This is a genomic window from Mesorhizobium sp. M1338 (assembly GCF_040318045.1).
Taxonomy (GTDB): domain Bacteria; phylum Pseudomonadota; class Alphaproteobacteria; order Rhizobiales; family Rhizobiaceae; genus Mesorhizobium.
Genome location: NZ_JAMYLL010000011.1, coordinates 29,238 through 43,888, shown reverse-complemented (window position 1 = coordinate 43,888; position 14,651 = coordinate 29,238). Strand labels below are relative to the sequence as shown.

The window sequence follows — 14,651 nt, the reverse complement described above, 5'->3', positions numbered from 1 at the left end:
CTCACCGAGGACTTCACAGACCGGCCGTCAGCGCGCCGAACGGAGGATAGACCATGCTTCAGAAAACCAGCCATTTCATGCGGCAGGCCAATCTCATCAATGGCGAATGGGTGCAGGCCGACAGTGGCCAGACGGTCGACGTCAACAATCCGGCCACCGGCCTCAAGATCGGTACCGTACCGAAGTCGGGTAAGGCCGAGACCCGCCGCGCCATCGAAGCCGCCGATGCCGCCTTCAAGTCGTGGCGCAAGACGACCGCGCTCGAGCGCTCGAAGCTGCTGCGCAAGCTGCACGACGCGATGATGGACAATCAGCATGTGCTGGCCGAGTTGCTGACCATCGAGCAGGGTAAGTCGCTGTTCGAATCGAAGGGCGAGATCGGCTCGGCCGCGTCCTACATCCTTTGGTTCGCCGAGGAAGGCCGCCGCACCTATGGCGACGTCGTACCGTCGCCATGGGCGGATCGCCGCATCCTCGTCACCAAGGAACCGGTCGGCGTCATCGCCGCCATCACCCCGTGGAATTTCCCGTCCTCGATGCTGGCCCGCAAGCTCGGCCCGGCGCTCGCCGCCGGCTGCACCGCAGTCGTAAAGCCCGCCTCGCAGACGCCTTACTCGGGCCTTGCCTGGGGCGCGCTCGCCGAGGAAGTCGGCTTCCCCAAGGGTGTCATCAACATCCTGACCGGCTCGGCCAGCGAGATCGGCGACGAGATCTGCGCAAATCCGCTGGTGTCGAAGATCACCTTCACCGGCTCGACCGAGGTCGGCAAGCTGCTCATTCAGAAGTCGTCCGTCACCGTCAAGAAGGTGTCGATGGAGCTCGGCGGCAACGCGCCGTTCATCGTCTTCGACGACGCCGACCTCGAGCGTGCGGTCGCCGGTGCGATCACCGCCAAGTATCGCAATTCCGGCCAGACCTGCGTTTGCACCAACCGCTTCCTGGTCCAGGCTGGTGTCTATGACAAGTTCGTCGAGAAGCTCGCCGCCGCCAGCGACGGGCTTAAGGTCGGTTCCGGGCTCGAGGACGGCGTGCAGCAGGGACCGCTGATCGACGAGAAGGCGGTCGAGAAGGTCGAGGAACTGATCGCCGACGCGACTTCCAAGGGCGGCAAGGTCGTCGCCGGTGGCAAGCGCCATGCGCTTGGCGGTTCGTTCTTCCAGCCGACGGTCATCGCCAACGCGACACCCAAGATGCGCTTCATGAAGGAAGAGATCTTTGGCCCCGTAGCACCGGTGTTCAAGTTCGAGACCGAAGAGGAAGCCATCTCGCTCGCCAACGACACCGAATTCGGCCTCGCCTGCTATTTTTACACCGGCGATCTCGGCCGCGCCTTCCGCGTCATGGAAGGGCTCAGATACGGCATGGTCGGTGTCAATGAAGGCCTTATCACCACGCCGGAGGCACCGTTCGGCGGCGTCAAGGAATCGGGTCTCGGCAAGGAAGGCGGGCATCAGGGCATCGAGGATTACCTCGACACCAAATATGTCTGCATCGGCGGCCTCGGCCTCTGATTAGCTACCTGAGATGGGGAGGCCAATGGCCTGCCCATCTTGCGTGGAAAAACCAGCCGACTGGATCAACTGGCATTTGCGGGCATGGCGATGAAGGACGGCGAGGTTTTCGGTACGACGCAGGCAGGCGAGGCGGTGCGTCGCTTCACGATCAGGGGCGGCGGTATCACCGCCAACATCATCGGCCTGGGGGCGATCATCCAGGATCTGCGCCTGACTGGGCACGATGCGCCGCTGGTGCTCGGCTATGACAATCTGGGATACTATGAGACCGATACGGCCTTCTTCGGCGCGGTCGTCGGCCGCTATGCCAACCGCATCCGCGACGGCCGTTTCACCATCGCCGGCAGTCGCTATCAGACCGAGCAAAATTTCCTCGGTAAGCATACGTTGCATGGTGGCTCGCAGGGCTATTCTCACAGGCCGTGGGCGGTTTCGCTGCATGGCAGGGATTTCGTCACGCTGACGCTGCATGACCCCGATGGCACGATGGGCTTTCCCGGCGCGCTCGACGTCACCTGCACCTATCGGCTGAAGATTCCGGGCACGCTCAGCGTCGAGCTGACCGCCACCTGCGAGGAGCCGACGCTGTGCAACCTCACCCAGCATTCCTATTTCAACCTGGATGATGGTGGCGCTTCCGACATTCTCGACCACAGGATGATGCTGAATGCCGGTGCCTATCTGCCGGTCGATGGCGACATGATCCCGACAGGGGTAGTCAAGCCGGTTGACGGCACGCCGTTCGATTTCCGCCAGGCGCGGCTGCTACGCATGGAGACCGAGGGCGAGCAACTGCCCTATGACCAGAATTTTTGCCTCGCCTCGTCACGTGGACCCCTCAAGCAGGCGGCATGGGTTCAAGGCGCCAGTTCCGGTGTCGAGATGGAGGTCTGGACCACCGAGCCCGGCGTTCAGCTTTATACGGGTCAGTATGTGACGCCGCGCACCGGACTGGAAGGGCGCAGCTACAAGGCCTTTTGCGGTTTCTGCCTGGAGCCGCAGATATGGCCGGATGCGCCGAACCGGCCCTATTTCCCGCAGGCAACGCTGTGGCCGGGCGCGATCTACCATCATGTGACTGAATATCGTTTCCGGCTGCCTTAAGGTCCGCCGATATTCAGGTGAGGCCGGCCTGACCTGAATCGCGACAGACCTTAGCTTAGCCTTCGAAAGCCGCTCGCAGCATGTCGAACGGCGCTAGCGCGCCGCGCACCTGCACCACGGCGGCGGCGACGCGATGGGCACGGCGCGCGGCTTCCAGCGGGTCGTGGCCGGCAAGTCGAGCCGCAAGGTAGCCGCCGTTGAAAGAATCACCGGCGCCGGTCGTATCGACGGGGTCGGCGACATGGATCGCCGGGACCTCGCGCAGCGTTTCTCCCTGAGCAATCAGAGCCGGCGCTTCGCCATTCTTGACGACGACCTCGCCGACCAGTTGCCCGAGCCGCCCCGCGGTCGCTTGCGGTGTTGCATCGCCGAACAGCATCTGCTCGTCGGGGAAGGTCGGCAGTGCAATGTCGGTGACGGCAAGAGCTTCGAGGATCGCTGCCTGCGCCTCCTCGCGATTGCGCCAGAGCCGCGGCCGATAGTTGGGGTCGAAGGCGATTGTCGAGCCGGCTGAGCGCGCCTTGGCGACGGCCGCCAGCAACGTGGCGCGGGCGGTATCGTCCAGAATTGCCAAAGTGATTCCGCTGAAATAGACAAGCGCCTGATTTTCCAGGTTTTTCGACAGTGCAACCGGGTCCGAGGCGAGCTGCCGCGCGGCGGCATCGCCACGCCAATAAGTGAAGGAACGCTCGGCCCCGGTGAGCGTGATGGCATAGAGGCCAGGCCGCGCGCCCGCTATGACCGGGCTAGAACCGATGCCGATGCCGTTTTCGGCGAAGAAAACGATCTGGCCTTGCGAGAACGGATCGTCGCCGAAGGCCGAGACATAGGTTGCCGGCCGCTCAGTGCTCAACGCGTGCAGCGCCCACAGCGTGTTGAACGTGTCGCCGGCAAAGCCCATGCGCCAGTTCGGTCCCGTCTGGCCCGACAATTCGAGCATGCATTCGCCGATCGAGGCGACGCCGTTTCCCGCCATCTGCAATCCTCCAGTGATCTCGGTGCTGTAGCTTTTTGCCATCGGCAGCGCCATGCTTGGCAAGCAGGGTTTTTTCCGCCATGGCGTTTTCCCACAGCTGGCGGGATGCGATCCGTCCGACAGAGCGTTGTCCGCAGAAGAGGAAACGGTTTGGCATCGATATGGCGCTATCTCTTGGCAGGTCTTGGTCTGGCTGCCTTGCTGGTCGGCATTCTCGCGGTCGTCTATCTGACGGCGCCGCGGTCGTCGCATTCTGCCGGCCCCGATATTTCGCGGACGAAGAACACCGACAACGGTCTGTTCGTGGCGAGTTTTTTGCCGGAGCGGGGCGTTGTGCGGCAAGGCCAACTGCAATCCTGGCTACTAACGCTGAAGACAAAGGCTGGAGCTCCGGTCGAGGGGGCCGCTATCACGATCTCCGGCGGCATGCCGCTGCACAGTCACGGCCTGCCGACCAGCCCGCAGGCGACCGACTATCTCGGCGACGGCCGTTATCGGATCGAAGGGATAAAATTCACCATGAGCGGCTGGTGGCAGCTGCATTTCGCCATTTCGGCCACCGCCGGTTCCGACACCGTGCTCTTCAACGTGGTGCTGTGAGCAAGAAATGAGGCGGCTTTCACGTTTTCTGGCGCTGATGGTTGCCGTTATCCTTGCCGGTTGCGGCAAGCCTGACTTTTCCGACGCCGAGAAGAAGACCATCGTCTCGCTGGCACTGTCGGCACTGCCGCCGCTGAAACCCGACACCACCAATCGCTTTGCCGACGTGCCGGCCGCCGCAGCACTCGGTTCGACGCTGTTCTTCGATCAGGGCATGAGCCGTGACGGCACGGTATCCTGTTCGACCTGCCACAAGATCGACCGGCAATTCCAGGACGACCTGCCACAAGCCGTCGGCGTCGGCCACACCAACCGGCGCACCATGCCGCTGGCCGGAGTGGCGCGCGATCCCTGGTTCTTCTGGGATGGCCGCCGCGACAGCCTGTGGGCGCAAGCGTTGACGCCGCTCGAAAACCCGCTGGAGCAGGCAGGAAACCGCACCGCCTACGCCCATTACATCAAGGCGCGCTTCGGCGAACGCTATGAGCGCATCTTCGGGCCGCTCCCCGATTTTTCCGGCATGCCGGCGAATGCCAGCCCGCTTGGAAACGATGCTGAGAAGGCTGCCTGGGACGCGATGAGCGGTGCGCAGCGTGACGCCATCAACGGCGTCTTTGCCAATATCGGCAAGGCGATCGCCGCTTTCGAACGGTCGATCGAGCCGGCGCCGATGCGCTTCGATCGGTTTGCGCTGGACCTCGTCACCGGCGCCGGGCCGAAGGGCGATGCCGTCTTCTCGAAGGAGGAAATCCTTGGGCTGAAACTGTTCATCGGCAAGGCCAACTGCGTGACCTGCCACAACGGCCCGCGCTTCACCGACAACAGTTTTCACAACACCGGCGTGCCGCCCGTTGCGGGCCTGCCGCCGGACCGCGGCCGCATCGATGCCGTGCGCCAAGTCGAAGCCGACCCGTTCAACTGCTTCGGCGCCTATCGCGATGGCGACGCCGGCGCCTGCGGTGAGTTGCGCTTCATGGTCAAGGATGCGCCGCAACTCATCCGCGCCTACAAGACGCCGTCGCTGCGCGGAGCAGCAACGCGGCCGCCCTATATGCATGCCGGGCAGTTTTCGTCGCTCGATGAAGTGGTGGCGCACTACGCCAAGGCAGCCCCTAGCGTGGAGGGAACGTCCGAAGTTCATCCGCTGGAGCTGTCGGACCGCGAACGCGCGGCGCTAGTGGCGTTTTTGAAGACGCTTTCGGATTAAAGCTGCCAACGATATCGGCAATTGAAAGATATTGCAAAAAAGATATATTTCGATCAATGAGCTGGTCGGTCGTATTTCTCAATACCGAGGTAAGACGGGAGCTTGAGGCTCAACCGAAAGATATCTTGGCCAGCTTTCTGCGGATATCGCGTTTAATCGAGGCGCACGGGTTGCAGAAAGTCCACGAGCCATATGTCAAGCATTTGGAAGGCAGGCTTTGGGAAATGCGCATGAAGGGCCGGGATGGCATTGCTCGTGCAGTCTATGTGACCGCGGCAGAACGCCGTGTGGTGGTGGTGCGAGTGTTCGCCAAGAAGACGCAGAAGACTCCACGAAACGAGATCGAGTTGGCTCTTAAGCGAGCGAAGGAGGTTCTATGAGCCGGAAAACAATCTCCGTTGAGGACGTTGCCAAGGAATGGTTCAAGGACCCGGAATTCGTTGCCGAATACGAAGCCTTGGAGGAGGAGTTCGCAATCGCCGCAGCTTTGATTAAGGCCCGGGGTGAAGCTGACATGACGCAGGAAGAGGTCGCCGCCGCGATGGGGACGACACAGGCCGTAATCGCTCGTTTGGAGAGTGGTCGAAACATGCCTTCGACCCGAACGTTGCAACGTTTCGCCAAGGCGACCGGCTCGAAACTCCGCATCAGCTTCGAACCTGGGAAGCCGAAGTCGCGCACCGGTCATTGAACTCTACCGATCCTTGACCGTCTCCATTGCCACGAAGGTCGAGGTCTGGGCGACGTGGGGCAGGGCAGAAATGCGCTCGCCCAAGACGCGGCGGTAGGCGGCGATATCCCGGGTGCGGACTTTCAGCAGATAATCGAAGCTCGACGCCATCATGTGGCATTGTTCGATCTCCGGCACGGCCTGCACGGATCGGTTGAAGGCGTCGAGCGCGGCGGATCGGGTGTCGGACAATTTCACCTGGACGAAGGCGACATGGCCTTCGCCCATACGCTCGCGGTCGATGATCGCCTGGTAGCCCCTGATGTAGCCTTCCTTTTCCAGCCGCTTCACCCGTGCCTGGACGGGCGTCTTCGACAGGCCGACCTTTGCGGCCAGTTCTGACATGGAAAGCCGGCCATCGCTTGCCAGCGCCGCCAGGATATTCCTGTCGATGCGGTCCAATTGGTCTTCTGTCACCGAGGATGCAGTCCATATGTCAATTTCCAGGCGCTCAAGATAGGGCAAATGAGCTGCAGTGTCGATTTCTTTGGACCGGCTGAAATTTCGAACTTGTGCTAGCTTGCGCCATTCGGTCCGGTGACCGCCGGCCCGATCCCCTTTGTTCGATCCACGGAACCGCCATGCCATCGCTCGATGCCATCCGCCAGCAGATCCGCGCCAACTACCTGCCCGACGAAGACGAGGCCGTGAAGCGGCTGGCCGAAGCGACAGGGCTTTCCGCGAAAGACCGCAAGGCGATCTCGGCCCGCGCCGCCGATCTGGTGCGGGCGGTGCGCGGATCGTCGGATCCAAGGCTGATGGAAGTCTTCCTCTCTGCCTATGGACTTTCCACCAAGGAAGGCGTGGCGCTGATGTGCCTGGCCGAGGCGTTGTTGCGCGTGCCCGACACCGAGACGATGGACGACCTCATCGCCGACAAGATAGCGCCGCACGACTGGTCGGCGCATTCGGGCGGCTCGAGCTCCATTTTCGTCAACGCCTCGACCTGGGCGCTGATGCTGACCGGCCGTGTGCTTGACGAAGGCGAGGGCGGCATCGAAGGCACGCTGCGCTCCATGGTGCGGCGGTTGGGCGAGCCGGTCATCCGCAAGGCGGTGGCCGCCGCCATGCGCGAGATGGGCGAGCAGTTCGTGCTCGGCCGCACCATCGCTGAAGCCGTCAAGCGCGGCCGGCCGATGACGCAGAAGGGCTATCTCTATTCCTTCGACATGCTGGGCGAGGCGGCTCGCACCGAGGCCGACGCCTTGCGTTATCACAAGGCCTATGCCGACGCGATTTCCTCGCTCGACGCCGGTTCCAATGGCCCTGATATCCGCCAGAACCACGGCATCTCAGTCAAGCTGTCGGCGCTGCATCCGCGCTATGAGGTGGCGCAGAAGGACGAGATGCTGCCTGTGATGGCCGAGCGTCTGCTGTCGCTGGCGCTTGCCGCGCGGCATTCGCGCATGGGTCTCAACATCGATGCCGAGGAGGCGGATCGCCTCGATCTGTCGCTCGACGTCATCGAGCGGGTGCTGGCCGAGCCGGAACTCGCCGGCTGGAACGGTTTTGGTGTGGTGGTGCAAGCGTATGGGCCACGCGCGGCCTACGCCATCGACTGGCTCTACGCATTGGCCAGGAAATACGACCGCAACATCATGGTGCGGCTGGTCAAGGGCGCCTATTGGGACACCGAGATCAAGCGGGCACAAGCGCTGGGGCTGACCGGCTACCCCGTTTTCACGCGCAAGGCCAACACCGATGTCTCCTATATCGCTTGCGCGAAAAAACTGCTTGGCATGACCGACCGCATCTATCCGCAATTCGCCACCCATAATGCCCACACCGTCGCCGCCATTCTGTCGATGGCGGACAATCGCGATACCTTCGAGTTCCAGCGCCTGCACGGCATGGGCGAGGCTCTGCACGAGACGGTGCGCCGGGCCGAAGGCACGCGCTGCCGCATCTATGCACCGGTCGGTGCGCATTCCGATCTGCTCGCCTACCTGGTCCGCCGACTGCTGGAGAACGGTGCCAACTCCTCCTTCGTGCACCAACTCACCGACGAGGACGTCGAGCCGGAGGACATTGCCCGCGATCCGCTCGAAACCGTCGAAAGCCAAGGCCCCGCCGCCAACCCCGCGATTCCCCGGCCGTCCCAGATTTTTGGCGCCGGCCGCCGCAACTCGAAGGGCTTTGACATCACCGACACGGTGACGCTGGCGGCGATCGACAAGGCCAGGGCTGCATTCGCTGGTCCCGACCGCTGGCATGCCAAGCCGATCACGCGGGCTGCCGGCTATGGCAAGCAGCGCCCGATCGTCAACCCGGCAAAGCCTTCCGAAGTGGTCGGCACCGTCAGCGAAGCCGCCGCCAAGCAGGTGGCGACCGCCGTACGCTTTGCGGTGGAAGCGCAGCCGGCCTGGGCGAAACGTCCCGTGACCGAGCGCGCCGCGATCCTCAACCGCGCCGCCGATCTCTACGAGACGAATGCCGTCGAGTTCTTTGCACTCGCCACCCGCGAGGCCGGCAAATCGCTGGCCGACGGCGTCGCCGAGGTGCGCGAGGCCGTCGACTTCCTGCGCTACTACGCCACTGAGGCGGCCAATGCGGAGGCGGGCACGCAAGCGCGGGGCGCCATAGTCTGCATTTCACCGTGGAACTTCCCGCTCGCCATCTTCACCGGCCAGATCGCCGCAGCACTTGTCACCGGCAATTCGGTGATCGCCAAGCCGGCCGAGCAGACGCCGCTGATCGCCTTCCGCGCCGTCGAGCTGCTGCGCGAGGCCGGCGTGCCGCAAGACGTCATTCAGCTTCTGCCCGGCGACGGCCCGTCGGTCGGCGGGCCACTCACCGCCGATCCGCGCATTGCCGGCGTCTGCTTCACCGGCTCGACCGAGGTCGCGAAGCTGATCGAGAAACAACTGGCCGAGACCGCCGCGCCCGACGCCATGCTGATCGCCGAGACCGGCGGTCTCAACGCCATGATCGTCGATTCCACCGCGCTGCCCGAACAGGCGGTGCGCGACATCCTGGCCTCGGCCTTCCAGAGTGCCGGCCAGCGCTGCTCGGCGCTGCGCGTGCTCTACGTGCAGAAGGACGTCGAAAAGAAGATGCTGGAGATGCTGAAGGGCGCCATGGAAGCGCTCAATATCGGCGATCCCTGGCGGATTTCGACCGATGTCGGGCCTGTCATCGACGACGAGGCGCAAAGCTCGATTCGCGAGTACTGCACGAAGATGGGCCTGCAGGGCCGGCTGATCGCCAAGCTTGAAGCGCCCAAGGACGGCCGCTTCGTCGCGCCGCATGTCTTCCGGGTCAAGGGCATCGAGGACATGGAGCGCGAGGTGTTCGGGCCGGTACTGCATGTCGCCACGTTCGACGCCGACGAGATAGATGCGGTCATCGCTGCCATCAACCGCAAGGGCTATGGCCTGACCTTCGGCCTGCACACTCGCATCGAGGGCCGCGTGCAGCATTTCGTCGACGGCATCCACGCCGGCAACATCTATGTCAACCGCAACCAGATCGGCGCCGTGGTCGGTTCGCAGCCGTTTGGCGGCGAGGGGCTGTCCGGCACCGGACCCAAGGCCGGCGGTCCGCACTATCTCAGGCGCTTCCGCAAGGGGCCGGAGGCCGGAACCCGTGTGCAGGATGGCCATAAGGTGACGGCGACCGAACTTGCCGATAATCTGCCTGATCCCACACTTGGCGGCTGGTCGACGCGCTCAGACCGGATCGCCATTCTGAGGAAGCATCTGCGCGGCAAGGGTGCCGCGGCCATTGGCGCTGCCTCCGGGATCGACTTCGGCCAGGTCGACCTGCCGGGACCGACCGGCGAAGCCAACACGCTCTCGCTGTCGCCACGCGGACGAGTGCTATGCCTTGGTCCCGATGGCGATACGCTGCTCGCGCAGACGATCCAGGCACTCGCCGCCGGCAATGCGGTGCTGGCCGTGGCGCCCGGCGCCCCGGCGGCGCTCTCCCCGCTGACCGGCAAGGGCCTGCCGTTGGCAGCTATCGACGGCCGCCCTGATCCGGTCGAAGCGCGTTCGCTGCGCGTCGATGTTGTCGCCTTTTCCGGCACGCCCGAGGCCGCGCGCACCGTTCGCAAGGTCATCGCCGATCGCTCCGGCCCGATCGTACCGCTGGTCAGCGAGGTGCTGAACCCTGCGGCCTATGCGCATGAGCGGGCCGTCTGCGTCGATACGACGGCTGCCGGGGGCAATGCGAGCCTGCTGGCCGGAGCCTGACCCGGCCAGAGTTAGAGCCATTCACCGTTTCGTGGAAACGATGAATGGCTCTAACTCTTTTGTTTTTATGCATGTCGTTGTCCCAAAACCGGGACCACTTTTGGGCGACATGCATTACGCGCCTTCGACGACCGAAAACCCCTCGAACTGAGGGTGGCCGAGATAATGGACCTTTGTCGTGCCGACATTTCGGTGGGCGGCCCGAAAATTCTCCGATTTGGTCCAGGCGATAAAATCATCATGGCTCGCCCACACCGTGTGCGACGCAAACAGCGTGTAACCTTCGGTCTCGTTGACCGGGCCACGCAGCAGATGGAATTCCCTAAACCCCTTCATCTCCGCGAGGCTGGAGTCGCGGTTCTTCCACACGGCCTCGAAATCGCTCTCCGAGCCGGCCTGCACCTTGAAGCGATTCATGGCGATGTACATCGTGATTCCTTTCATGCTTGACGATCAATGGATGGCATAACGGTCGACGGAGACTCAGAATGGGCCGATTGGTGCTTTGAACCGCCAGCTTAACATTCCGGTCTCCGGCGGAATGGGAGGGAAGGGTGCCTGCTTTCGCACCAGCTCCAACGCGAATTGATCGAGTTCCGGAGAGCCTGAGCTTTTGGCAAGTTGCAAGTCGCTGATGTTTCCATTGGCCAGCACCACAAATGCCACCATAGCGTTGTTGCGGGCTGTCGATTGCGCGGCTTTCGAAACGCGGCGATTGGCGCGAGCCAATTTGTTGGCCACCTCGCCACTATAGCGAGACGTTGCCGCGTTGCCGGCATCGGTTTGTTTTCTGCCTTTGCTGGCAATTGCCGCTTCTATTTCGCGGCCGTCCGCTGTGCCGCGCTTCTCGTATGGTTCGCTTGCAGCTGCTGGGGCAGCTGCCCGAGCTGCTCTGGCGCCGGGGATCGGCGGCTGCTCCGGAACGGCCACAGGCGCCTCGGTGCTCTCGGGCTGAACGGTCGGCTGTGCCGGCGTTTCGGTCTTGGGAGCCACGCTCTGGTCATCGGGGCGTGGGGCGCCGGCCACCAATATGTCCGGGGTGATCGTCTGCTGTTTGACAGGTTCCGGCAAAGGCTTGAGCGGCGGCTTCGCCGCTTCCCGGGCGGGCTGCGCAGGTTCTGTTGGCGGCGCCGGCTTGGCCGGCTTTGCCGGCTCTGGTTTGGTCGGTTGCGGGTTCGGCACCAGCGCGACATTTATTGCCAAGGGGTCCTTATCCAGCGCGCTGCCGACCACATTGGTGCCGGACTGATCGCTGCCTTCCGCATGCATTGCGTCCTGGAAACTGGATGTCCCTGAGGGCGAGATCAGAAAAGCCGCTGCCACCGCGGCGTGGAGAGCGCAGGAGATGACAACCGCCGCCGTCCATTTGCGGTTCCAAACCGACAGGCGCGGTGGCGCAAGCGGCTCGGTTAGCGTTACCGCCAGCTCGGCGCTGGCTTCGGGGAGGGGACTGATATCCTGCATGTCTCGCCGCGAGACCTGCAGCGACAAGAGCGAAATTGTCAAATCAAGATCGCTTGGTCCAAAGGACAGCGCACGGAAGCCGGCCAGAGGCCACGCCACTGTGTTTCGCGTGAATGGGGGATGCAGTCCCACCTCACACGCCGAAAGCGATACCGGTCTTGGTGCCCGTCTTCAGCTTGCGCATGCAGGCATTCGGTTCGACGCCGGTACCGGTGCATTCGGTCGCGCTGTTGATCAGCACGCGGCTGACTTTCGAGCACTCGGTGCCGGCCAGATCGAAACGCGTCACCTTGGTCTTGCCCGCCGGCACTTCCTTGAAATCGAGCACGGTCAGCCGGTCGACGACGCCGGCCTCGTTGAACAAGTCGATCTCGAACGCCGCCTTGGACAGGTCGGCGCCGAGATTGTTGTTGACCACGAAAGTCAGGCGGCAACCCTTGTCGGAAGGTTGCGCACCGTTGAGTTCGAGGGTCAGCGCGGGGACCGGCGCGGACTCTTGTGCCCACGCCGGAACCATCGCAAGCGACATCGCCAGCGTCGAGGTCAGCAGACGAAGGGATGTCGTCAAGCTTGTCATTGTCGTCAGCCTCCAAACCGCATCGTTGCCGCCAGCTTCAACGTGATGCCGGGCTCATAGACCGCAACCGTCGTGCCGCCGTTGAGCGGGTTGGCGTATTTGACATCGAACAGATTGTCGGCGCGGAAATCGACCTTGAGATTGTCGGTCGCCTGATAGCTCGCGAAGGCATTGACCAGCGTGTAGTCCTTGGCCATCGCATTGCCCTTCGGCTTGCCATTGTACTGCACTTCGCCACCGACGGTCAGTTTGTCCTCCAGGAAGCGCAAGCCGAGCTGTGCCGTGACCTGGGAGGAGGGGATGGTGGCGAGATCTGCCCGGTCGCCCTCATATGAGATCGTGTGACCGTTGATGATGGAGGCCGAAAGTCCGGCATAGCCCCATGCCGCGTCGTAAACGCCTTCCATCTCGAAGCCGTTGATCTTGGCCTTGGCGAAATTCTGATACTGGAAGCAGATCGGGATGCCTGGGCCAAACGGGCAGCCGCTGGTCGGATCGAACGGCGACAGCGTCACGCCATCGATATAGTCATCGACATCGTTGTTGAAATACGCGGCCTTGAGACGAAACGCGTCGCCAGCGTCGATGATGTCGTTCTGCTTGTAGTTGATGCCGAATTCGGTCGTCTTGCCGGTCTCGGGCCGCAGATTGGGATTGGGCAGGAACGGGAAGCTGACGCCTGCCGGGTGATTGCCGCTGATCAGCGTCTCGGTGATCGACGGCGAGCGATAGCCTTCCGCATAGGTGCCATAGAACTGAAGGCCCGCGAGGCCTGCCGAATCGAACGGCGAAACACCGACGGTGATACGAGGCGACACCCTGTCACCGGATGTCTCGTGTGAATCGTCCTTCAGGCTGTAACTGTCGTAGCGCAGCCCGGCGATGACTTCGAGCCACTCCCAGGTGAGCTTGTCCTGGACATAGGCGCCGGAGACGTTGCGCTTGCCCGACGGCGTGTAGAAGCTGTCGCCGCCGGCCGCACCGCCCGTCTTGACGTTGTCGCCGACCCAGTCGCCGCCATATGTCAGCTCATGCGCGATGCCGCCCGTTTCGAAGCGGGATGTGTTCCAGATGTCGATACCGGTCGTGCCGACGTCGAATGTCGACTTCGATCCTGCCGGCAAGACAACGGGTAGACCGGTGACCGGATCAAACCGGTTTTGCGGGACAAGGCTGGTCAGATCGAGGTTGGTCTTGTTGTAGGAGGTGTTGATGTGGAGATCGAGCCAGCTCTTGTCCTCGTCCGTGATGTTGTAGCGCGCCGTGAAGGTATTCGACTTCAGGTCGATGTCATTCACCGGCGCGCCGCCGCTGATCTCGTTCCAGCCGTCGCTTGAGCCGACCCAGCCGAGCTTCAGCTCGCTGTTGTCTGTCGGCCGGATGGTGGTCTTGAGCAGGCCGCTGAGCACGTCGAAGCCGGTGCCCTTGACGGTGTCGCCACCGCCATCCTTGTAGTCGTCATAGTTGCGGTAGACGATGTTGCCGAGCGCGTCCCAGTTCTCGTTGAAGCGGTAGGCGCCGGATGCACTTGATGTCCAGCCCTTGCCGTTGCTCTCATAGCGTCCCGTGACGGAACCAGCCCATGTCTCGTCAGGCTTGAGGAAATCCTGGGCATCCTTGGTGTCGAAGAAGACGACGCCGCCAATGGCGCCCGAGCCATAGGTGTTGGCGACCGGACCGCGGATCAGGTCGACGGATTTGACGAGCTCGGGGTCGATGTAGAAAGTCGACTGCGTGCCGTGGTCGGAACGCTGGAAGTTCTGACGGGCGCCGTCGACGATGACCGCGACGCGGCCGAAATCCTGCAGGCCGCGGATGTTGATGCTGGTGCCGACGCGCCTTGCGTCGGCCTGCGCCGCGACACCGGGCACCCCGAGCAGCATCTCGTTCGGCGTCGTCGCCATGCGGCGGTCGAGCTGTTCCTGATCGACATGGCTGGCAGAGGCGAGCGATTCGATCGCCGTCTCGCCGGTGCGGCTGATGACGAGGATCTTGTCGAGCAGCGTTGCGCCCGCTGGTGCGGCCTCGTCAGCCTTCTTCATTTGATCTGTCTGCTGGTCCGCCGCCTGCTGAGCGTTGGCCAGTTGCGCCGACAAGGCAATCGCCGCCACGCTTGCCAGCAAAGCCGCCGCGCCGTTCGCCGCCGACCGGCCGCGCCATTCCCAATTCACCAACCCCATGCCCCAACTCCAAAATCCAGGTTTCATGCTGGCTGGCCCGGGGCTGGCTGGCATTTTTGATCGTGTCCGGCGTCTTAAATCTTGACTCGTTTAATCCGGTATTGCA

13 protein-coding genes are annotated in these 14,651 nt (G+C 63.0%); 7 read left to right on the top strand and 6 right to left on the bottom strand.

Annotated features, from left to right (window positions below):
* The first annotated feature begins 53 nt into the window (after positions 1-53).
* Both NKH19_RS13220 and NKH19_RS13215 read left to right on the top strand, forming a co-directional pair.
* Positions 54-1,511 carry an NAD-dependent succinate-semialdehyde dehydrogenase gene (locus tag NKH19_RS13220; RefSeq protein ID WP_352867576.1) on the top strand — a complete coding sequence of 486 codons (1,458 nt, stop codon included), beginning with the start codon at positions 54-56 and terminating at the stop codon, positions 1,509-1,511.
* Between the two features lie 84 nt (positions 1,512-1,595).
* Entirely contained in the window at positions 1,596-2,618 is a 1,023-nt protein-coding gene (locus NKH19_RS13215) for an aldose epimerase family protein (protein ID WP_352867578.1), read from the top strand.
* Between the two features lie 55 nt (positions 2,619-2,673).
* Here NKH19_RS13215 and NKH19_RS13210 read toward each other — a convergent pair whose 3' ends face one another.
* Positions 2,674-3,594, bottom strand: coding sequence for a sugar kinase (locus NKH19_RS13210; protein WP_352867690.1), 921 nt, complete (start codon positions 3,592-3,594; stop codon positions 2,674-2,676).
* A gap of 150 nt (positions 3,595-3,744) precedes the next feature.
* On the opposite strand from NKH19_RS13210, the gene NKH19_RS13205 reads away from it, so the two are divergent.
* The 4 genes from NKH19_RS13205 to NKH19_RS13190 are packed head-to-tail and all read left to right on the top strand — an operon-like array spanning position 3,745 to position 6,092.
* A complete protein-coding gene (locus NKH19_RS13205; protein ID WP_352867581.1) occupies positions 3,745-4,194 on the top strand; it encodes a FixH family protein in 450 nt (149 codons plus the stop codon).
* Positions 4,195-4,201: 7 nt separating this feature from the next.
* A complete protein-coding gene (locus NKH19_RS13200; protein WP_352867584.1) occupies positions 4,202-5,401 on the top strand; it encodes a cytochrome-c peroxidase in 1,200 nt (399 codons plus the stop codon).
* Positions 5,402-5,457: 56 nt separating this feature from the next.
* Complete coding sequence (locus NKH19_RS13195) at positions 5,458-5,781, top strand: type II toxin-antitoxin system RelE/ParE family toxin (RefSeq protein ID WP_352867587.1); 324 nt, start codon at positions 5,458-5,460, stop codon at positions 5,779-5,781.
* Positions 5,778-6,092: a helix-turn-helix domain-containing protein gene (locus NKH19_RS13190; protein ID WP_352867590.1), complete on the top strand. Its 315-nt coding sequence runs from the start codon at positions 5,778-5,780 to the stop codon at positions 6,090-6,092. Before NKH19_RS13195 ends, NKH19_RS13190 begins: the two co-directional genes overlap by 4 nt.
* 3 nt (positions 6,093-6,095) lie before the next feature.
* Here NKH19_RS13190 and NKH19_RS13185 read toward each other — a convergent pair whose 3' ends face one another.
* Positions 6,096-6,548: an Lrp/AsnC family transcriptional regulator gene (locus NKH19_RS13185; protein WP_352867592.1), complete on the bottom strand. Its 453-nt coding sequence runs from the start codon at positions 6,546-6,548 to the stop codon at positions 6,096-6,098.
* 164 nt (positions 6,549-6,712) lie between these two features.
* Between NKH19_RS13185 and putA the strand changes: the two genes are divergently transcribed.
* The gene (gene putA, locus NKH19_RS13180) at positions 6,713-10,324 is read left to right on the top strand and encodes a bifunctional proline dehydrogenase/L-glutamate gamma-semialdehyde dehydrogenase PutA (RefSeq protein WP_352867594.1); all 3,612 of its coding nucleotides are present in this window, start codon (positions 6,713-6,715) and stop codon (positions 10,322-10,324) included.
* A 114-nt stretch (positions 10,325-10,438) separates the two neighbouring features.
* Here the strand turns inward: putA and hmuQ are convergent, their stop codons facing one another.
* The 4 genes from hmuQ to NKH19_RS13160 form a co-directional block, all read right to left on the bottom strand.
* Positions 10,439-10,753 (bottom strand): heme-degrading protein HmuQ, encoded by a 315-nt coding sequence (gene hmuQ / locus NKH19_RS13175; RefSeq protein ID WP_352867692.1) that lies wholly within the window; start codon positions 10,751-10,753, stop codon positions 10,439-10,441.
* Between the two features lie 54 nt (positions 10,754-10,807).
* Positions 10,808-11,815, bottom strand: coding sequence for an energy transducer TonB family protein (locus NKH19_RS13170; RefSeq protein WP_352867596.1), 1,008 nt, complete (start codon positions 11,813-11,815; stop codon positions 10,808-10,810).
* A gap of 106 nt (positions 11,816-11,921) precedes the next feature.
* Positions 11,922-12,365: a hypothetical protein gene (locus NKH19_RS13165; RefSeq protein WP_352867598.1), complete on the bottom strand. Its 444-nt coding sequence runs from the start codon at positions 12,363-12,365 to the stop codon at positions 11,922-11,924.
* A 5-nt stretch (positions 12,366-12,370) separates the two neighbouring features.
* Positions 12,371-14,545 carry a TonB-dependent hemoglobin/transferrin/lactoferrin family receptor gene (locus NKH19_RS13160; protein WP_352867601.1) on the bottom strand — a complete coding sequence of 725 codons (2,175 nt, stop codon included), beginning with the start codon at positions 14,543-14,545 and terminating at the stop codon, positions 12,371-12,373.
* Positions 14,546-14,651: the final 106 nt, after the last annotated feature.

Excerpts from the sequence above, each read along its gene's own strand:
- NKH19_RS13200 (WP_352867584.1), top strand. The coding sequence starts at position 4,202 with ATGAGGCGGCTTTCACGTTTTCTGGCGCTGATGGTTGCCGTTATCCTT.
- NKH19_RS13160 (WP_352867601.1), bottom strand. The coding sequence starts at position 14,545 with ATGGGGTTGGTGAATTGGGAATGGCGCGGCCGGTCGGCGGCGAACGGC.
- putA (WP_352867594.1), top strand. The coding sequence starts at position 6,713 with ATGCCATCGCTCGATGCCATCCGCCAGCAGATCCGCGCCAACTACCTG.
- NKH19_RS13165 (WP_352867598.1), bottom strand. The coding sequence starts at position 12,365 with ATGACAAGCTTGACGACATCCCTTCGTCTGCTGACCTCGACGCTGGCG.
- NKH19_RS13210 (WP_352867690.1), bottom strand. The coding sequence starts at position 3,594 with ATGGCGGGAAACGGCGTCGCCTCGATCGGCGAATGCATGCTCGAATTG.
- NKH19_RS13195 (WP_352867587.1), top strand. The coding sequence starts at position 5,458 with ATGAGCTGGTCGGTCGTATTTCTCAATACCGAGGTAAGACGGGAGCTT.
- NKH19_RS13190 (WP_352867590.1), top strand. The coding sequence starts at position 5,778 with ATGAGCCGGAAAACAATCTCCGTTGAGGACGTTGCCAAGGAATGGTTC.
- NKH19_RS13215 (WP_352867578.1), top strand. The coding sequence starts at position 1,596 with ATGGCGATGAAGGACGGCGAGGTTTTCGGTACGACGCAGGCAGGCGAG.
- NKH19_RS13220 (WP_352867576.1), top strand. The coding sequence starts at position 54 with ATGCTTCAGAAAACCAGCCATTTCATGCGGCAGGCCAATCTCATCAAT.
- hmuQ (WP_352867692.1), bottom strand. The coding sequence starts at position 10,753 with ATGTACATCGCCATGAATCGCTTCAAGGTGCAGGCCGGCTCGGAGAGC.